Origin of the sequence: Nocardia sp. NPDC005978, from assembly GCF_040614455.1 — a bacterium.
GTDB lineage: Bacteria > Actinomycetota > Actinomycetes > Mycobacteriales > Mycobacteriaceae > Nocardia.
This window is the reverse complement of sequence record NZ_JBEXUS010000013.1, coordinates 101,013-117,711: the sequence shown is the minus strand read 5'-3', so window position 1 is coordinate 117,711 and position 16,699 is coordinate 101,013. Positions and strand designations below refer to the sequence as shown.

Annotated in this window: 23 protein-coding genes and 1 pseudogene; 15 read left to right on the top strand and 9 right to left on the bottom strand. The window is 66.0% G+C overall.

Features of this window, described 5'->3' with window-relative positions:
* The 6 genes from ABZ319_RS08975 to ABZ319_RS08950 form a co-directional block, all read left to right on the top strand.
* The coding region (locus tag ABZ319_RS08975; protein WP_354985786.1) for an Hsp20 family protein at positions 1-375 on the top strand (375 nt) is incomplete at its 5' end.
* A 318-nt stretch (positions 376-693) separates the two neighbouring features.
* Complete coding sequence (locus tag ABZ319_RS08970) at positions 694-828, top strand: hypothetical protein (RefSeq protein WP_354985785.1); 135 nt, start codon at positions 694-696, stop codon at positions 826-828.
* A gap of 58 nt (positions 829-886) precedes the next feature.
* Positions 887-1,162 (top strand): cold shock domain-containing protein, encoded by a 276-nt coding sequence (locus tag ABZ319_RS08965; RefSeq protein ID WP_354985784.1) that lies wholly within the window; start codon positions 887-889, stop codon positions 1,160-1,162.
* Between the two features lie 33 nt (positions 1,163-1,195).
* Complete coding sequence (locus tag ABZ319_RS08960) at positions 1,196-1,426, top strand: hypothetical protein (protein ID WP_354985783.1); 231 nt, start codon at positions 1,196-1,198, stop codon at positions 1,424-1,426.
* A 72-nt stretch (positions 1,427-1,498) separates the two neighbouring features.
* Entirely contained in the window at positions 1,499-1,882 is a 384-nt protein-coding gene (locus ABZ319_RS08955; RefSeq protein ID WP_354985782.1) for an STAS domain-containing protein, read from the top strand.
* Positions 1,883-2,068: 186 nt separating this feature from the next.
* Complete coding sequence (locus tag ABZ319_RS08950) at positions 2,069-2,302, top strand: DUF4190 domain-containing protein (protein ID WP_354985781.1); 234 nt, start codon at positions 2,069-2,071, stop codon at positions 2,300-2,302.
* A gap of 115 nt (positions 2,303-2,417) precedes the next feature.
* Here the strand turns inward: ABZ319_RS08950 and ABZ319_RS08945 are convergent, their stop codons facing one another.
* On the bottom strand, positions 2,418-2,918 hold the full coding sequence (locus ABZ319_RS08945) for a DUF4383 domain-containing protein (RefSeq protein ID WP_354985780.1): 501 nt from the start codon (positions 2,916-2,918) through the stop codon (positions 2,418-2,420).
* A gap of 167 nt (positions 2,919-3,085) precedes the next feature.
* Positions 3,086-4,045, bottom strand: coding sequence for a ferritin-like domain-containing protein (locus ABZ319_RS08940; protein WP_354985779.1), 960 nt, complete (start codon positions 4,043-4,045; stop codon positions 3,086-3,088).
* A 579-nt stretch (positions 4,046-4,624) separates the two neighbouring features.
* Between ABZ319_RS08940 and ABZ319_RS08935 the strand changes: the two genes are divergently transcribed.
* The 8 genes and pseudogenes from ABZ319_RS08935 (at position 4,625) to ABZ319_RS08900 (ending at position 8,456) form a co-directional block, all read left to right on the top strand.
* Positions 4,625-5,341 carry a GAF and ANTAR domain-containing protein gene (locus ABZ319_RS08935; RefSeq protein ID WP_354985778.1) on the top strand — a complete coding sequence of 239 codons (717 nt, stop codon included), beginning with the start codon at positions 4,625-4,627 and terminating at the stop codon, positions 5,339-5,341.
* A gap of 64 nt (positions 5,342-5,405) precedes the next feature.
* Positions 5,406-5,606 (top strand): ANTAR domain-containing protein, encoded by a 201-nt coding sequence (locus tag ABZ319_RS08930; RefSeq protein WP_354985777.1) that lies wholly within the window; start codon positions 5,406-5,408, stop codon positions 5,604-5,606.
* Positions 5,607-5,611: 5 nt separating this feature from the next.
* Positions 5,612-5,707 (top strand): annotated as a pseudogene (locus ABZ319_RS08925) (response regulator); the annotation flags it as partial.
* Positions 5,708-5,760: 53 nt separating this feature from the next.
* On the top strand, positions 5,761-6,162 hold the full coding sequence (locus ABZ319_RS08920; protein WP_354985793.1) for an STAS domain-containing protein: 402 nt from the start codon (positions 5,761-5,763) through the stop codon (positions 6,160-6,162).
* A gap of 142 nt (positions 6,163-6,304) precedes the next feature.
* On the top strand, positions 6,305-6,796 hold the full coding sequence (locus ABZ319_RS08915; protein WP_354985776.1) for a CinA family protein: 492 nt from the start codon (positions 6,305-6,307) through the stop codon (positions 6,794-6,796).
* Between the two features lie 185 nt (positions 6,797-6,981).
* A complete protein-coding gene (locus tag ABZ319_RS08910) occupies positions 6,982-7,452 on the top strand; it encodes an SRPBCC family protein (RefSeq protein ID WP_354985775.1) in 471 nt (156 codons plus the stop codon).
* 48 nt (positions 7,453-7,500) lie between these two features.
* Complete coding sequence (locus ABZ319_RS08905; protein WP_354985774.1) at positions 7,501-8,103, top strand: TetR/AcrR family transcriptional regulator; 603 nt, start codon at positions 7,501-7,503, stop codon at positions 8,101-8,103.
* A complete protein-coding gene (locus ABZ319_RS08900) occupies positions 8,100-8,456 on the top strand; it encodes a DoxX family protein (protein ID WP_354985773.1) in 357 nt (118 codons plus the stop codon). The genes ABZ319_RS08905 and ABZ319_RS08900 overlap by 4 nt, the downstream gene beginning before the upstream one ends.
* A 577-nt stretch (positions 8,457-9,033) precedes the next feature.
* On the opposite strand, the gene ABZ319_RS08895 is transcribed toward ABZ319_RS08900, so the two are convergent.
* From ABZ319_RS08895 to ABZ319_RS08885, 3 genes are all read right to left on the bottom strand, one after another.
* Positions 9,034-10,392, bottom strand: coding sequence for a serine/threonine-protein kinase (locus ABZ319_RS08895; protein ID WP_354985772.1), 1,359 nt, complete (start codon positions 10,390-10,392; stop codon positions 9,034-9,036).
* A 222-nt stretch (positions 10,393-10,614) separates the two neighbouring features.
* Complete coding sequence (locus ABZ319_RS08890) at positions 10,615-11,220, bottom strand: dihydrofolate reductase family protein (protein WP_354985771.1); 606 nt, start codon at positions 11,218-11,220, stop codon at positions 10,615-10,617.
* A 127-nt stretch (positions 11,221-11,347) separates the two neighbouring features.
* Positions 11,348-11,566, bottom strand: a complete 219-nt coding sequence (locus ABZ319_RS08885; protein ID WP_354985770.1) for a hypothetical protein — start codon at positions 11,564-11,566, stop codon at positions 11,348-11,350.
* Between the two features lie 386 nt (positions 11,567-11,952).
* Here ABZ319_RS08885 and ABZ319_RS08880 point away from each other — a divergent pair, with 386 nt between their 5' ends.
* Positions 11,953-13,647: a CoA-transferase gene (locus ABZ319_RS08880; protein WP_354985792.1), complete on the top strand. Its 1,695-nt coding sequence runs from the start codon at positions 11,953-11,955 to the stop codon at positions 13,645-13,647.
* A gap of 36 nt (positions 13,648-13,683) precedes the next feature.
* Here ABZ319_RS08880 and ABZ319_RS08875 read toward each other — a convergent pair whose 3' ends face one another.
* From ABZ319_RS08875 to ABZ319_RS08860, 4 genes are all read right to left on the bottom strand, one after another.
* Complete coding sequence (locus tag ABZ319_RS08875) at positions 13,684-14,313, bottom strand: TetR/AcrR family transcriptional regulator (protein ID WP_354985769.1); 630 nt, start codon at positions 14,311-14,313, stop codon at positions 13,684-13,686.
* A 247-nt stretch (positions 14,314-14,560) separates the two neighbouring features.
* The gene (locus tag ABZ319_RS08870) at positions 14,561-14,911 is read right to left on the bottom strand and encodes a nuclear transport factor 2 family protein (RefSeq protein WP_354985768.1); all 351 of its coding nucleotides are present in this window, start codon (positions 14,909-14,911) and stop codon (positions 14,561-14,563) included.
* A gap of 73 nt (positions 14,912-14,984) precedes the next feature.
* Entirely contained in the window at positions 14,985-15,797 is an 813-nt protein-coding gene (locus tag ABZ319_RS08865) for a DUF1206 domain-containing protein (RefSeq protein ID WP_354985767.1), read from the bottom strand.
* A gap of 249 nt (positions 15,798-16,046) precedes the next feature.
* A complete protein-coding gene (locus ABZ319_RS08860) occupies positions 16,047-16,391 on the bottom strand; it encodes a hypothetical protein (protein WP_354985766.1) in 345 nt (114 codons plus the stop codon).
* Positions 16,392-16,699: the final 308 nt, after the last annotated feature.

The window sequence follows — 16,699 nt, the reverse complement described above, 5'->3', positions numbered from 1 at the left end:
CCCGCGGCGATGCCGATGGACGCCTGGCGCGAGAACGACGAATTCTTCGTCGAGTTCGACCTGCCCGGCATCGATCCCGAATCCCTCGACCTGGATGTCGAACGCAACGTGGTGACCGTGCGCGCCGCACGCCCGGACATCGACCCCGGCCGGTCCATGCTCGCGGCCGAACGCCCCCGCGGGGTGTTCTCCCGACAACTGGTTCTGGGCGAGGCCCTCGATACCGAGCAGATCCGCGCCCACTACCGCGACGGGGTACTGCGCTTATCGATCCCGGTGGCCGAGAAGGCCAAACCCCGCAAGATCGACATCGCCAGACCCGAACGCGAACCCAACCACCAGGTCGTCGAGGATCGCCAAGCCATCAACGCCTGACCGCGATCCCCGGGGACACCACACCCGAATCCCCAATGACCCGCGAGAGTGAGGTGATGGCTGTCCCGAACACCACACGCACACCCGCGAGCACGGCACGCCGGCCGGAATGAACTTCGGTCACGACGGCGCATCGTGAACGGTCGATGCACGGCCACCGTTGTGGCACAAAATGTTTCACACCCCGGCCCGCCGCTCTCGCGAAACCACACAGCATCAATTCGATCCACTTACCGCATCGGGTGGGCACGGCCCGCCGGTTACGGGACGCGCCCACCCGATGCCCGTTCGACCAGCACGGAGAGGAGACCTCTCGAAATGACCCCCACCGCACTCGCCGCCGACCACACACGCGCGATCGCGGACACCGACACCGATGTTCAGCCCGACCGGACCGCTCTCTCCTGGACGATCTCCGATGACGACGACTACTACTGCTGCCTCGCCTACTGAGCATGCCCCGGACCCCCATTGCCCCGACCACGCGTCGCCGCGCTGGCAGCACGCCCGAGTGGCCTGGTTCAACTCCGAAAAGGGGTTCGGGTTCCTGACTCCCGACATCGGACCCGCGGTCTTCGTGGACTATTCGGTGATCGAGGTCCCCGGCTACAAGACACTCACCGCCGACCAGCACGTCATCTACACCGCCCACCACACCCCGCGCGGACCCGAAGCCACCCGCGTCATCCCCTACCTACGCGCCACCACCGCACCCGCACCCGAGTCATCGGCGCCTGGCGGAGCTCTGCGTCGGTTGGTATGCCGGACTGGGCACCGCGCGGCCTGACCTGAAACCATCCACCCCTGATCGGACACAACCGTGAGTACGACAACGGCACCCGACACCCGCGCCCACCACCGCGACCACGATCCGGAGGTGGTGCGCTGGCCCGATCCCAGCCCCCTGCGTCCCTGGTGGGACACCGTCATGGGACCGGCGATGCGCACCACCCCCGCCGGTGCCCGCTCCCCTGATCCCCGGCACCCCCGCGCCCGCAACCCGCACCTGCCGCGCCCCGCCCGCACCCGCCGCCCGGGAACGAGAGACTGAGTCGACCGGGCACTCCCGCGTTCGGGTGCTCACCACGGTGGGCGCGCGGGCGAGACCGCAAGAGAGGGTTCGATGAACGAGACAGATCCCACGCAGCTGCTGCGGGTCCGGGTTCGCACCGACGGCCCGGCCCCGGTGGTGACCGCGGTCGGTGAGATCGATGTGCTATCCGCGCCATTGCTCGAACGCGAGATACGCCGAGTACTGCGCGACGGTTCTCCGACCGCCGTGGTGGACCTGTCGGAGGTGGCGTTCATGGGTTCAGCCGGTCTCATGGTGCTGTCCGCCTGCGCGAGCGAGTGTGCGGTGCCGTTGCGTGTGGTGGCCTCACCGCAGGTGAGGCGACCACTGCAGGTCACCGGAATGGACACCATGCTGCGACTGCACGACACACTCGCCGATGCCTTCACCTGCCTCACTCCGAGGGAAGCCGGAGGCGACGCCTCGGCCGGCTGATCCGGGTATTTTCGAACTCCGCGCACGACGAAAACCTGTGGGGTCCCACGCTACGCACCGCGCGGATTGTCTAGAACCTTTTTTCTCGCAACATGATTCGGCGGCAGCAAACCGGTAAACCGTTCACGTGTGATCCGAAGACCCGGATCCCGCGTTCAGCTCGTGCGACACCGGAATGGAACAGCGATGACTTCTTCCCCCCGCCCCGTATCGCCCTCGAAGCCCGCCCAGCGAAAGACCAACCTGCTGGCCCTCACCACCTTGATCACCGGATTCTTCGGCTTCTGCTGTGTTCCGCTGCTCATCGGTCCCCTCGCGCTACTTCACATTCGCCAGACGGGCGAAAAAGGCAGCGGCATGGCCGTGACAGGCATTTTCGCGAGTGCGGCGTGGCTGGTAGGCCTCACGCTGATCACTTAGCCCTTGGTCCGCTCGATTCGTTTGCGAGCGGGCGTCGCCCGCAAGTGACGTTCGGACCAAAACCGGCCATGCCCGATGGGAGTTGCTCCACCGGGCATGGCCGTTCGCGCGTCGATCAGCGGAATTGCTGCGACTGTCCGGCAGCCGAGGGCTCGTTCACGGGGGTCCGCGTCACGCGAGGCAGAATCAGGCCGAGTGCGACCATGCCGACCCCGAGGCCGAAATGCAGCCAGTTATCGGCTGTGTTCACGGGGATGAAATTGGCGTCACCGGTCTGGTCGATCACCAACCCGTACAGCCAGAGCACCAGATAGATCGTCCCGCCGACAACGAGGTAGAGCCGTGCGGCCGCTACAGTCCGTGCAGCGATGATTCCCGCTACACCGAAGAGCAGGTGCACGAGATTGTGCAGCACCGAGACTTGGAACAGACCGAGAAGTTTCGCTTCGGTGTGATGACCAGCGCCGCTCAACGTATCGAAATCGGTTGTGACGCCTGGGATGAAGCCCAGCACTCCGACCAATAGAAATACCGAACCAACTATCAAGGCCGCGATCTGCACCCGTGCGCGAGTCCGCCGACCCGGATGGGTGGCGGGTTGTTCGTTGTAAGTCATTGCTATCCGATCTTTTTCGCTATCGAGGCACACACACGGCAAAGCATCCGAGTATTCGGGCCGCTTTTCGATCCCTCATCCCGGCGGCCCGTAACAGGTTGTCGGCGAACGTGATCCGGGACCCCGGGGACCGATCGATCTACCGCCTCTGCGCAACGGTCATCGGGTCAGCTCAGGCCGATGACTTCCTTGATGATCGCCGCAGCCCGGGCCTGCGCGGCCGACACGACACCGGGGCGGTTCTTGTGTGCTTCCTCGTAGGCCAAGATCACCCGCACATTCTCGGATTCGTCGAGTTCCTTGATCGCCGCAACCGCCTGGTTGACGTTCAAGTCCTGATATCCCTTGATGGGCAGCTCATCCGGCTCGAGTATGCCGGCCGCGGCGCGACCCGAATGCAGTGCCGAGGCGGTCGAGTCGGCGCCTTCGCGGCGGGTTACCTGCTCTGCGGACGCGAGCGCCGCATCCCGGGAGGCCGCAAGGGTTTTCGCGGCCACGTCACCGGCACGCGCACCTCGAGCGAGCAGGGCGTTCACCGTCGGGGGAACCGAGCGCACGGTGTCCGCGGCACGATCGATACCACGCGCGGACCAGGAAACCGGAATGTTGACCAGCCGCATCGCCGCGCCGCTCACCGCTTGCAGCGGAGTACGCCGTAAGGCGGCGGGCCCACCGAGCGCCTCTTCGGCCAGAACCGTGGTCAACCACTCGACCGTGGCCGTGTGCGCGGTGATCAGCCGCTCCGCCAGCGCGGCAGCATGCGGATTTCGATCGGTGGTCGCCAGAGCCTTGATGTAGCGGGCGCGGTCGAGCAGTTGATGTTCGAGGGCGAGGTCGCCGAGCAGAGCTTCGTCGAATGGCTGGGCCTGCTCGCCCAGTGCCTTGACCGCGGCCCCGGCCCGCCCGAACAGGGGCCCGATCCATCCTGGAACGCCACCCAGATCGCGAACGGTGGCCTCTACGGCCTGGGCGCGGGCACGAGCGTTGGCGGCGTTCTGGCCCAATTCTCGGCGCACAGCTTCGGTGCGCGCCTGTCCGATTCGGGTCTCTGCGATCCGGATTTCGGTGTTGGTCAGATCGCGGATGGCGCGTAGCTGGGCGAGCAGAGCGGTGTTGGGTGTGCTCATGTGAAGCCTGTTCCTTCGATACGGGGATCGGGAAGGCGCGACGCTGCACCCACCCCGGGACTACCCACCATCGACAGTCAAAACATTGTGCTGCAATGCATTTGGGATTGACATGGCGTCGGCTCGCATGCGAGGACAACGAATCACCCCGCTGGGCCGGCATGCCACCACGACAAGGTGCGCTCGCGCAGTAAGTTTCGCGGCGAAACCAGAGGTGGGGACCGCACGAGCAAAACAGGAATGACGTAGTGAAGCTGTCGAAACGTCATCGCGCCTGGAGTAGTGGCGTACTCGCGGTCGACAGCCGGGGGTCGAGGACAGTCACGCCGCCCTCAGGGTAGCAACCACTGCCACGAACACCTCATGGATTGAGTTCGCGAGGAGGGGGTATGGCAGCACGGTGCGCAGTACGGCAGCTACTGGGAGAAACCTCGAGTCGATGCGTCAACCATCGACTTCGGGCCTCCGCGTTTGTCATTCGGCCGGTCGGAGCACGTGGCACTCACGATGCCATGGGGCGCATCTACAGCGCGAAGAGCGCGTGCCCCAGGCCATTGCCGCCGCAAACGGTAGTGATCGGTGACCGGCAACGAGCCGATAGGCGGCGCTCGTGAGGCGCTGCTCGCCGAGCTGGCCCGCAGCCTCGACGGCATGGACGCGGTGGCCCGTCTGGGGGACAAGTGCGTGGAGTTGCTGCCCGTCGACGGCGTGTCGATATCGTTGATCGTCGACACCGAGCGCCGCGAGACCCTTTATGCCAGTGACGAAGTGGTCACGCGAATCGAAGCGATGCAGTTCACGCTCGGCGAGGGGCCCTGTTTCGAGGCATTCACCACACACCGCCCGGTACTGGTGTCCAACCTGCGCACCGCCACCCCGACCGCGTGGCCGATCTTCGCGGCCGAGATGACGCGACAACCTGTAGGAGCGATATTCGCCTTCCCCTTGCTCGGCGGCGCGCGTGGTCTCGGCGCGATGGATCTCTATCGCAAGCAACCCGGTTGGCTTTCCACCGCCGATCTCGCGATCGCCCTTCAGGCCGTGGACATCGTTACCCTGGCTCTGCTGGAAATGCAGATGAATGGCTCGGACCCGCCTCGATGGATCGACGTGCCGACCAGTCGCCATCAGGTACACCAGGCGACCGGAATGCTCATCGCGGAATTCCGCGTCTCGCCGGAGGAAGCGCTCGCCCGGCTGCGCGGCTACTGTTTCGTCACCGGCCGCTTGATCGACGAAGTCGCCGATGACCTGGTCGCTCGCCGCTTGAAGCCCACCGATATCGATCAACCATAGCCCTCGACCGCGTCGACACAACTGCGGCGGATCGCGAACCACCGTTGATGCGGGAGCACGCCGGGTGCGATGCCCGAACAACACCTTCGCCTCGCCCGTGCGCTCACCAATACCGCGACCGTCAGCATATTGCAGGAGCACCCGATCCACCGGGGAGGTTCTGACAGAACTGCTTCAAGTTGCCCTCAATACGCGCATCGTCATCGAACAAGCCAAGGGTGTGCTCGCGCGCGCCGGGGACCTCGATAGGGATCAGGCCTTCTAGACACTGCGGTCACCAAACCTGTTGACCTGGACCAGTTCGCCGCCATCAAGCAGATCGACGACCTTTTCGGCCAGGTTGTTCGCCTGCCTCCGCAGAATTGACACGCGTGCCTAAGGCTGCGGGGCAACGATGATCGGAGACGGGGGTAGGCTGCATCAACCGCAGGAGGTCCTCAATATCCAATCCATCGCGTGAACTCGTCACCACGTTCGAAACAATCGGTGCAGTCATTGTCCTGTCGGCATCGGGCGAGGTTGATATGACTTCCGCGCACATCCTGTCCGATGCGGTATTCACGGCTTCGGCTACCGACACGTCGACGGTTGTGCTCGACCTGTCCCGGGTCACATTCTTCGGCTCGGCCGGCCTGAGTGTCCTCATCCAGGCTTCGGACGCCGACATCCCACTACGAATCGTCCCTTCCTCGCAGGCCAGGCGGCCCATCGAGGTCACGGGCCTGGACCGAGCGCTCGACATCTACCCGACCTTGGCGGAAGCACTGGCGGAGTTCACTGTTCCGTCGATCAGCGACGGCCCCTGTACTCCGATGCCCTGATCCACACCCGATGCTCCGGCAACATTGTTATGGCGAGGTCGGCGAGCGGGGTGCGCATTGCATCGGTATCGACCTCTCACGGGTACCGATCCAAAGGCCGTCGGTATCCGAACGCCTGCGGAGGGCTCGGTAGATTGACTCCATGTCCACGATCGAGGAGCAAGCGAAGCGACTGGCCGCCGCCGCGCAGCACCGCAACCTCACGGTGGCCATCGCGGAGTCGCTGACCTGCGGGAGCCTGGCTGCCGCGCTCGGCGCCGCGCCGAATTCCGCGCAATGGATGCGTGGTGCGGTTGTCGCGTACAGCGTCTATGCCAAACAGCAGATACTCGGGGTACCGAATGTGCCGGTCGTGTCCGAAACGGCCGCGCGCACAATGGCATCCGGGGTACGCGCCCTGCTGGCCGCGGATATCGCGGTAGCGGTGACCGGCGTGGGCGGGCCGGACGACCAGGACGGGGAGCCCGCCGGGTCGGTGTGGCTGGCCGTGGACAGCGCCGACGGGCAGTCGGCACGTCACGAGCAGTTCGACGGTGACCCCGAAGACGTTCTCGACCGGACGATCGAAGTTGCGCTCGGCATGCTGCTCCAGGTAGCGACCTGCCCGTCCGCCAACGAAGAATCGGACGCGTAGCCGACCGACCGCCTGCGCCAGGCTCGAGACGGTCCGATTTATCACCGCACTCGGGAAAAGTGGTCCCGCAGGCGGCCAGTGCTGCCGCGTACCGAACCTCGCATTCCAAGGGCGTCGTGCAAGGCTGCGGCATGTGTTTGCCGTGTGCACTGTGAGGTAGCCGGTCGACAAGGGGATATCGGAAAATGGTGAGTGCGATGGCTGAAGTCACGGTGCTGATACCCGCGTCCGCGGAGCGGATCTTCGCGGTGCTCGCCGACGGATGGTCATACGGCCACTGGGTCGTAGGCTCGACACACATGCGGGACGTCGACCCCGACTGGCCCCGCGTCGGCACCCGGATCGAGCACAGCATCGGCGCGTGGCCGCTGATGGTTCAGGACGCCACCACCGTACTGTCGGTCGAACCACCGCGCCTGCTCGAACTCGAAGCTCGATTCTGGCCGTTCGGCCGCGCCCGAATCCGCTTGGAATTGCATCGCGAAGGCCTCGCTTCCACCCGCGTCCGCATGGTCGAACGCGTCAGCCGCGGACCCGCACATCTGATACCTGCGCCGTTGCAGGCCTTGCTGCTCGGACCACGCAACCGCGAGTCACTGACCCGCCTGACCGACCTCGCGACGTCCGGGTACGGCTCAGGCCCAACCGGCCCCTGACCGGCCCGTGCTTGCGACCCGGACCGACCATGAGGTAGCTTACTGAACATGTTCAGTGAACATGTTCAGTCGCGGTCGCAGCAACAAGCAGCAACCCGACAGAAGGTCTTGGCGGCAGCCGAACAGCTCTTCCGAACCCAAGGCTTCACAGCGACCACGATTCGGCAGATCGCCGCCGAAGCGAACGTGAGCACCGGCACCGTCATGGCGGTCGGTGGAAAAGACACGCTGCTCGTGTCCATCTTCGACGCCTGGATCACCGCGGTACACAACAGCAGGCACACCGAACCCGCGCCCACCACGGCGACCGCGACGACCCAGGACGTACTCGAACTCTTCGCGCCATTCGTCGGATACTTCGCTCTCGACCCCGAGCTTTCCCGCGAGTACACCGCGATCATCGTCCGCGGAAACCACGAGTCGGCGATCTTCCGGGACCTCGCACTGGCTCTGCTGACCGAACTCGAGACCGTGCTCGCCCGATCAGCGCTACCAGCCGCCGAGGTCGGTCGCGGCGCGATAACCATCTACCTCACTTACCTCGGCTTGCTGATGACCGCGTCCAGCGGCGCCATCGCGATGCCCGACGCGGCCGACCAACTACGACAGACCATCGACTTCGTCATCACCCACCCGAACGGAACCCAATGATCCACGCACCCGAACCATGGTGGCTACCAGCACTACTCGCGCTCTCGCTCTTCGGCGACGCGCTCCTGTCCATACGCCCGCCGCAGTTCATTCGCCAATGCCTGGACGGCGTCGGGTTTCCCCGCGACTGGTGGTGGACCCTGATCGCCATCAAACTGGCGGCCACAGCCGGCCTGCTCGTCGGACTGAAGTATCCCGGCGTCGGATTCGCCACCGCGGTCGGCGTGATCGCATACTTCCTGTCCGCCGCCTACGCCCACTACCGAGCCCGATTCCTGGGATACGAGTTCTGGATCAACTGCCTCGGCATGCTCGCCCTGTCGGTAGCGGCGGCACTCCCCTACGTGACGTAGGCGGCCGCGCCCCGCGACGCCGCGTTCGATTACGGTGCCGCGCCCGGTACCGGACGCGGCACCGGTGACCACAGAGGCCTACAGGACCACCATGGCAGCGTTGGGCGATATCGAGTAGCGCGGACACACGGCCGGCACTGGCGGTCTCGACGCCCACTCGATCCCGTTGGCCCGTACATCGAATGATCCCCCGCGCCGCGGGCCACCAAAAGACGTTGCAGACAAAGGCGTTTGGTGCCCGCGTGTTCCATCGAAGTCGACCGAATCTCGACCGCTGCGCCGGCGCTCGCGGAAACCAAACTCCGTGGTCTCGCTCAAAATCCTGGTTGCTATGAGCGAGGTCGGCGGGCTCCGCACCACAACGCACACGATTCGACCACGGCTACTGCCCGTCCACGAACACCCCGCCCTACCCGGCTAGGGAGAACGGAGCGGTCCCAATCATGCCGGAGCAGTTCGAATGCGCTGTCCGATAGTAGATTTGAGCTTTCACGCTCGATACGCGCTGTAGCAACGAATCGGTGCGTGATTTCGCCGGAGCCTGTCGGGTCTGCTGCCGGTTCGTAGGCCGGTGGGCTTACTTGTTGGGCTTCTTGGGCTTCTGGGGTTTGTTCGGGTTGTCTGCCTTTTTGGGCTTCTCGGGCTGTCCCTGGCTGTTCGGCTCATTCGGATCGACCGGCGCGCCGCCTTCCGGTCTTCCGCCGGTTCGCTCCCCCTGCGGGTCGGAACCCTGGGAATCAGCGCATTTCGGTACTGCTCCATCAGTTTCCGTGTTCAGCTCGGCGACGACCGGTTCGCAAGCCTGCCCGGCGCGCGGGAACGGTGTGGTGACCTCGGAAGCAGTCGGCGAAGGGGGTGCCGGTTGCGTCGGCGAAATGGTGAAGGGCTCCGACGCAGGCGGTGCCGATTCAGAAGCGACCGAGTCGTTCCGGGATTCCGCTTCGAGCGGATCGATCATCAGCACTACTCCGGCGATCATCGCGATGAGAGATAATGCTAGGGCTATCAACGTGATTCGCTGGCTACATACTCTTCCGCGCGTACTCCCGCTCCGCCGTCCTACCGGCACCGCTGGGCGCGCGACGTCTGTCGCCGCCGTCGTCACGGCCGGAGCGGGTTCTTGCTCGGCCCCGGTGAGCGCCGACGCGGCGGCACGAGCGAAGGCGCTCGCACCGGCGTAACGCCGGTCGGGTTCTTTTGCCATGCCGCGAGCGATGATTTCGTCCAGTGCCGAGGGAACTCGAGCGTTCACCTCGCCCGCTCTCGGCGGGGTCCTGCCGAGGTGATCGTGTACTTGTCGGGCGGGATCCGTATCACCGAAAGGCCGCAGTCCAGTGAGACACTCGTACAGGACACAGGCCAGTGAGTAGATGTCGGACCGGGAATCCACGGTGCCGCTGAGCCGTTCCGGAGCCAGGTACGCCAGCGTGCCGACAACCTGCCCGGTCGCGGTTATCGTCGGATGCCCGACGTGATGGGCTGTGCCGAAATCGATCAGATAGACGAACCCGCTGGGATGAACCACGATATTGGCCGGTTTGACATCACGATGGATCAACCCGGCGCGGTGTACGGCATCGAGCGCTGCGGCGGTCTGGGTGATGATATCCACGGCCATGGCCGGACTCATCGGCCCGTCGTCACGCAGCAGCGCCGCCACATCGGTGCCCTCGATATATTCCATGTCGATGAACAATCGGCTGTCGATCTCACCGAACGTATGGATCGTGACCAGGTGCGGGCCGCGCAGTCGCGCCGCGATCCGAGCCTCGCGAGCGAAGCGCGCGCGGTAGTTGTCGTCCGCCGCGAGTTCCGCGGGCAAGACCTTCAGTGCGACAACACGATCGGTTTCGACGTCGTGCGCCAGCCAGACCTGCCCCATGCCGCCGCTTCCCAGAAGACGTTGCAGCCGATAGCGCCCGAAGGTCTCGACCATGGCTGAATCTCCCTCACACCGGCTGTCCCGCAACAGGACTACCCGCAATCCGGTCCGGTATCGGTAAGCGAGCCTGGCCTCGCGGCTCTCGCCGGCATGGCTTCTATGGTTCGTGCTGTATCGGGGACACCGTCGAGCGAAGTATCGCGCGCGGCACCGCCGCAGGGACCTCGTTGCGAACACCGCCGAGGTCGGCCCGCCTTCCACAGCCCCCGGCCAAGTTCACGCGGGGGCGCCGAGCGGCGGGTGTTCGAGTACCCGGGGCTTGTATTCGACCAGTTGGATGCTGCCGTCGAAGGTGCGGTGCTCGGTCATGTCCAGGGCCACGTCCGGGTAGCCGTCGTAGATGCGTTCCGCGCCCGTGGCGCCGGTGATCACCGGGAACATCACGACCCGGAAGCGGTCGACGAGTCCGGCCCGCAGCAGGGACCGGGTGAGGCTCAGGCTGCCGATCGTGGTCAGGAGGCTCGAGCCGTTCGACTTCATCGCCCGGACCGCTTCGACGGCGTCGTCGCGCACGAGTGTCGAATTGGCCCACGTCAGCGGGGCTTCGAGCGAGGAGGAGAACACGACCTTGGACGCCTTCGTCAGTCCGTCGACGGACGCCTCTTCCTCGGGCCGGAACTCGGCCTGCCCGTCCGGAACATCGCCGGCGGCGAAGCCCGACATCAGGCGGTAGGTGTTCGCGCCCATCAGGTAGGTGGCCTCGGGCTGCTCGCCGAGCCACGCGAGGTACTCCGGGCCCTCGAGCCCCCAGAATCCGGGCCAGCCTTCTCCCGAGGCGTAGCCGTCGAGGGAGGTGATGAAATCGACCAGAAGCTCCGACATGAGCGTGTCCTTTCCCTGGGTGTCACGAGCTATGACGGGCCGACGGCCGCAAACTCATCGGCCGCACGTCCTCGGCTCGGGACAGAAACGAGGTGATTCCGGTGGGAAGCGAAGGGCCCCAGCCGAATCACATCCCGTCGGCCCGCCCCGCGATCCCCGCGACCGCGTGCGGAGGCAGCGTCAACCACTCGGCGCCCTCGGGCGAGGTGACCAGGCACCGAACCCAGCCCCCGGGCTCGAACGCGATCGACTCCGCCTCGACGTGACCTTTCACCAGCGGTGACCCGTCCGGCGACGTCGCGAACTGGGTTGCGGTATCGGTCAGGTAGACGCGTATGGGAGCCATGGATCCCAACATACGAGCGCCGCCGCACGCCCGGTTCCACGCAACTCCGGCACACACCAAGATGTGATCCCGAGAAGGTGAGCCGATCGCGTTCCGCGGTCGGACACGCCGGGGATTGAGTCGGCCCGGTCGAGGTATATCCCCGGTGTGCATGTGGGGCAACATTTTTCAGAGGCCGACGAAACGGCAGGGCCTGTTCCGGGCCGCGCTCGAACAATCCGCGGTTGGGGTGGCACCGTAAATGTGGTCGCACGTGCGGCCCAATGCGGCAACCCCAAAGTTACGAAACGTAAGTTACACTTCGTAACCAGAGGACGCCGGTCGTGACGCCTCGAGATCGCTTGGCGCGCCGGTCCTTTGCTCTGATGAGGGAGAACAGCGTGCGGATGTCTTCGATCGTGGACTGGGTCGATTGCGGCGTTCAGCTGGTGCGTTGGTTGCCGACCTGGAAGCGCTACGACCGCGACCACCGGCCCGAAGGCATGGCGCCCGTGTTCGTTTCGGCGCGGCGGGCCGCGGCGATGATCGAGGACGGCGCGGTCGTGGCGGGTGCGGGGCTCGGGGCGCACGGGCGGGCCTCGACCCTGTACTTCGCCATCCGGGACCAATTCGCGGAGACCGGGCATCCGGCGGGGCTGACCTGGATTCACTGCGGGGGCGGCGGGGGCCGGGGCAAGCTGCCGGGCACGCTCGACGATCTCACCGCGCCGGGGCTGCTGGCTCAGGTGATCACCGGGCACACCCAGACGATGCCGGGCCTGCGCGACCGTGCGGCGGCCGGTGACCTGGAGATGCATGTATTCCCGCAGGGGGTGCTGTCGCGGTTGATCGAGGGCCAGGCCGACGGGGTCCGGACCCTGTCGTCACCGATCGGGGTGGGGACTTTCGTCGACACCCGCGTCGGGGCGGGGACGGTGTTGTGCGCGGACTCCGGGCCCAGTATGTCCAGCCCGAACGGAGAGATGATCGATTACCGGTTGCCGCAGATCGATACGGCGGTGTTCTTCGCGCCCTGGGCCGATGCCCACGGCAACATCTATTTCGACGGTGCGAATTGCCTGACCGAGATGGATGACATCGCCCGGGCCGCCCGGGCGGGCGGAGGGCAGGTGCTGGTCATGGTGGCGGGGATTCTCGATGACGAGCAGATCGCGGGAGCACCGGCGCTGACGGTCGATCAGGTCGACGCGATCGTAGTGTCCCGCCACGCCGAACAGGTTGCGTCGCTGCCGCAAACCCGGCAGCGCAGCGACTTTCTGCCCGGCGCCGACGGCGACCGTGACCGGATCCTGCAGCGGACCGCCGTACTGGATCGACTCATGGGGGCCGCGCCCGTGCGCGGTGACGCGGACCGTGCGGTGGCCCGGCTCGCCGCCGAGCTGATCGGCGAGAACACCGCCGGTGGCGACTGGGTCAATATCGGAACCGGTCTGCCGGAGGAAGTGGCCTCGGTGATGCACACCGACGCCGAGGACGGGCGATTCCAGTTCTGCTTGGAGACAGGGGTTCTCGGTGGCACTCCCGTTCCCGGCGGGCTCTTCGGGGTGGCGATCGGCCCGCAAGAGTTACACAGTTCCGCCTGGATGTTCCGGCATTTCGCGACCGAGCTGTCCGCGGCATGTCTGGGCATGCTCGAATTCGATGTCGCAGGCAACGTCAACGTGTCGCGCACCGGACCCGGCGTGGAGCATTCGATCGGGCCCGGCGGCTTCATCGACATCGCCGACGCCGCACCGACCGTGGTGTTCGTGGGTTCGTGGCGGCGCGGCGCGCAAGCCCGCGTCACCGGCGACGGGCAGCTGCGGCTCAGCGATGGCGGCAGCGCCAAACTGGTGTCGCGGGTTCGAGAGATCACCTTCGACGGCCCGTCCGCGTATCGGCGCGGCAAGACCGTCTACTACGTCACCCAGGTCGGCGCTTTCCGGCTCGGCGAGCACGGAGTGGTCCTGACCCATCTCATGCCCGGTATCGACATCGATCGCGATATCCGTTCGGTGATGCCCGACATCGCGGTGGTCGAGGGCGGACCCGTCCGGGTGGGTACCGAGATCACCACGGGGGCGGGATTCAATGTGCGCTGAGAGACGCGAGTGCTTTTCCCCCACAGCGCTTTCGACTCAGGACGAAGAGCCCGTCAGCGCACGGGCGGCCCCCACCACGAGCGTGCAGTACAGATCCAGCACCTGTGCCTGGGGAACCGCGCGGTTCTGCAACCACCACCGGCCGAGCTGCTCCCCGATGCCGGAGATCGCGTAGGCGAAGGCGGTCAGCTCGTGGTCGGGCAGCTCGGGCAGGAACGGGCGGGCCAGTTCGGCGATGCGGGCGATCGTGGCGGCACGCAGTTCGGTGAGCTGGTCGGCCACCTCGCCCGTCAGGCTGGCGGAGCTCGTGAACAGCAGCGCCCACCGCCGGGGATTGGCGGCGATGAGCTCGAAATACGGTGCGCCACCAGCCCGTATCGCCGAATCCATATCGGCGTCGGCCGGATCGAGGCTGTCGATGACACTGCGCTCGAACTGCTCACGCGCGCGACGGACGCAGGCGATGAAGATGCCGTCCTTGGACCCGTGATGCTGATAGACGATCGGACGCGAAACCCCTGCGGTGCGGGCGATCTCGTCCAGGGTCACCCCTTCGTAGCCCCGCTCGGTGAACAGCCCTTCGGCAACGTCGAGCAACTGCTGCTCACGCTCGGGACCCGACAGCCGCACCCGCCGCTCGGGCCCCAGCGCCGTCGCGTCCACCATGAGATCCACCCCGACTTCCGGCTCGCTCCCCCGCCGGGCGGAGGCTGTAATGGGCAGTGCGCCTTATCGGGCCGAACCGGGTGCCGGCCGATGTCGCGGAACTTGCATCATGTCAACCTACTCGCACGGCGTCGGCGCGCATCGCGACGCCGGGGTGTAGATCGCCGAATCCTCGCGCGCCCGAGGGCGAGGTCGCTACATGCTCCAGCGGCGGGGGCCGGTTCGCACCGGCCCCACCACGGTCGAACTACGACGCGACGGTCGGCTGGTCCACGGCCCACAGCCACGACCCGTCGGGCTGGCGGCGCGCGACCTCGACGGTCACCTCGCCACTGTCCAGGGTGCAGGCGGTCAGCGCGACATCCCCGCTGACCAGTTGCGGATGCTGGCGGCCGGGGACGAGAACCGGTGCGGCGGCGACGAACTGCTCGTACACCTTGCGGATTTCCGCGTGCCCGGTGGCGACACTGCCGGGCGGGAACGCCAGCACCGCGTCCGGCTCGTACAGCGCCACCAATCCGTCGACGTCACCGGCGTTCGCGCGCTCGATGAAGAACTTACCCAGGTCATTCGGCTCGGTGGCCACGTTGTTGCTCATGGGGACAAGCTTTCTCGATGCACCCGGAGCGCAACAGTGGCCCGATGGCCGCGTATCGATAAATTCGGGCCAGCTAGTCGACCTTGTGAAAACGGGCGTCGAGAAGCGCGAAGACGCCGAACGCCGCCAGGCCGACCGCGACGATCAGCAGCAGCGGGGTGCCGTAGGACTGGGCGGCCAAGGTTTTGAGGGCCACGTCCAGCCCGGTCGCCTTGTGCGGCTGGCTCTGCACGGCGGCCGCGATCACGAGTGCACCCGCGCCGGCGTACACCGCACCCACCGCCGCGTAGCCGATCTGCCCGAGCCGGATCACGAGTCGTTCGGTCGACCGGCTGACGGTGCTGAAGTCCTGCTCCTCGCGGAATCGCTTCGTCCAGCCGTGGTGGGCGACGAACGCGCCAACGGCGATGATGGCGAGCCCGATGACGATCACCACCGGTTTGCCCCACTCTTTGTCGAGCATGCTGCCGACGAGGCCTTGCTGCGCCTGGTCGGTCGAGGAGGCCGGCTTACCGTTCGCGAGCTTGACCGCGCTGAAGGCGAGGTAGGCGAACAGGATCGCCTCCCCGACGTTGGTCGCGCGCGATACCTTCTGCCTGCTGGTGTTGCGCTGGCCGGTGCCGGCCTCGAGCAGCTGCCAGAGCGCGGTGAACCCGAGCCCGATGGCGATGAGCCACAACACCGATTTGCCGCCCGCGTTCTCCGCGAGGTGCTGCAGCGCGCCGGTCTTGTCCGCTCGGCCGCCGGCGTCGCCGAGCGCGACCTGCACACAGAGCCAGCCCACGAGCAGATGGACAACGCCGTACGCCACCAGCCCTACTCGTACCGCGAATTGGAACAGCGCGTTCCCGGACACCTCGTGATGAACCTGATTCGTGTTCGCCATAATCACACCCAGAAAAAGCCGCAACCGCGGGCCGACATCGGACGGTTCGGGCATTGCCCGAACGACGCGATCCAAACGTCGGACGGGGTGCGCATGCGAGCGCTCGAGCCGATACGTATCTCAGCGCCCAGGCCGACGACGACAAAACGAGGATAGAGGCAGCGCCGCCGATCGCCTCCGCGTCGGGTGCAGGGCGATAACCAGCAGCAAGTCGATTGGACGTCGCATTGGTCCTTTTCCAGCGCCCGCTCACCGTGCTCCCATTTCGTCCGGCGGCTGGCCGGCACTCCCCCGCGCGTACGTCGCATACGGCTCGACGGTGATCAGGTCCACGGCCTGAACCAACGCCGCAGGAACTATGCCGCCGAAATGAGACAAGCTCGGCACGATCACCGCTTCGGCTCCCAGATTGCGCACGACATTGATCAGGCGGTCGACCGGTGCGTCCGTGTACTGGTCGAACACAACAGTTCTCGCGACGACGTAGCCGAGACGACAGGCCACAGAACGCGTTTGGGCCGTGTCCCATTCCTCGCGAGTTCCAGAGACGTCGGCCCGCAGATAGTCGAGCGCGGTGGGCTCACCGAGCATCATCGCCACCCCCTACCGACTGGGACATAGGTTCGAGCGGTTTCGATCACCAAGCGCGCCTGGATCTCAGCAACGCTGGGTCCGTTCTGGTGGCAGTTAGCCGGGGCCATGTGTCTGAATGCCGCCGGTGCGATGGCAAGTACTAACGCGACGAGGATGATTTCCATGTCGGGTGCCTCCCGATCCCTGAATGAACGTGGAGTGCACCCGGCACCTGGGGGCGGTCGGCATCGTCCCGTAGTTACGAACTTCGTCGGCGCTGCGACTGAACCCGGCACCGGGGCTGGATTCAGCCTGCTCGGCTCAGCTCC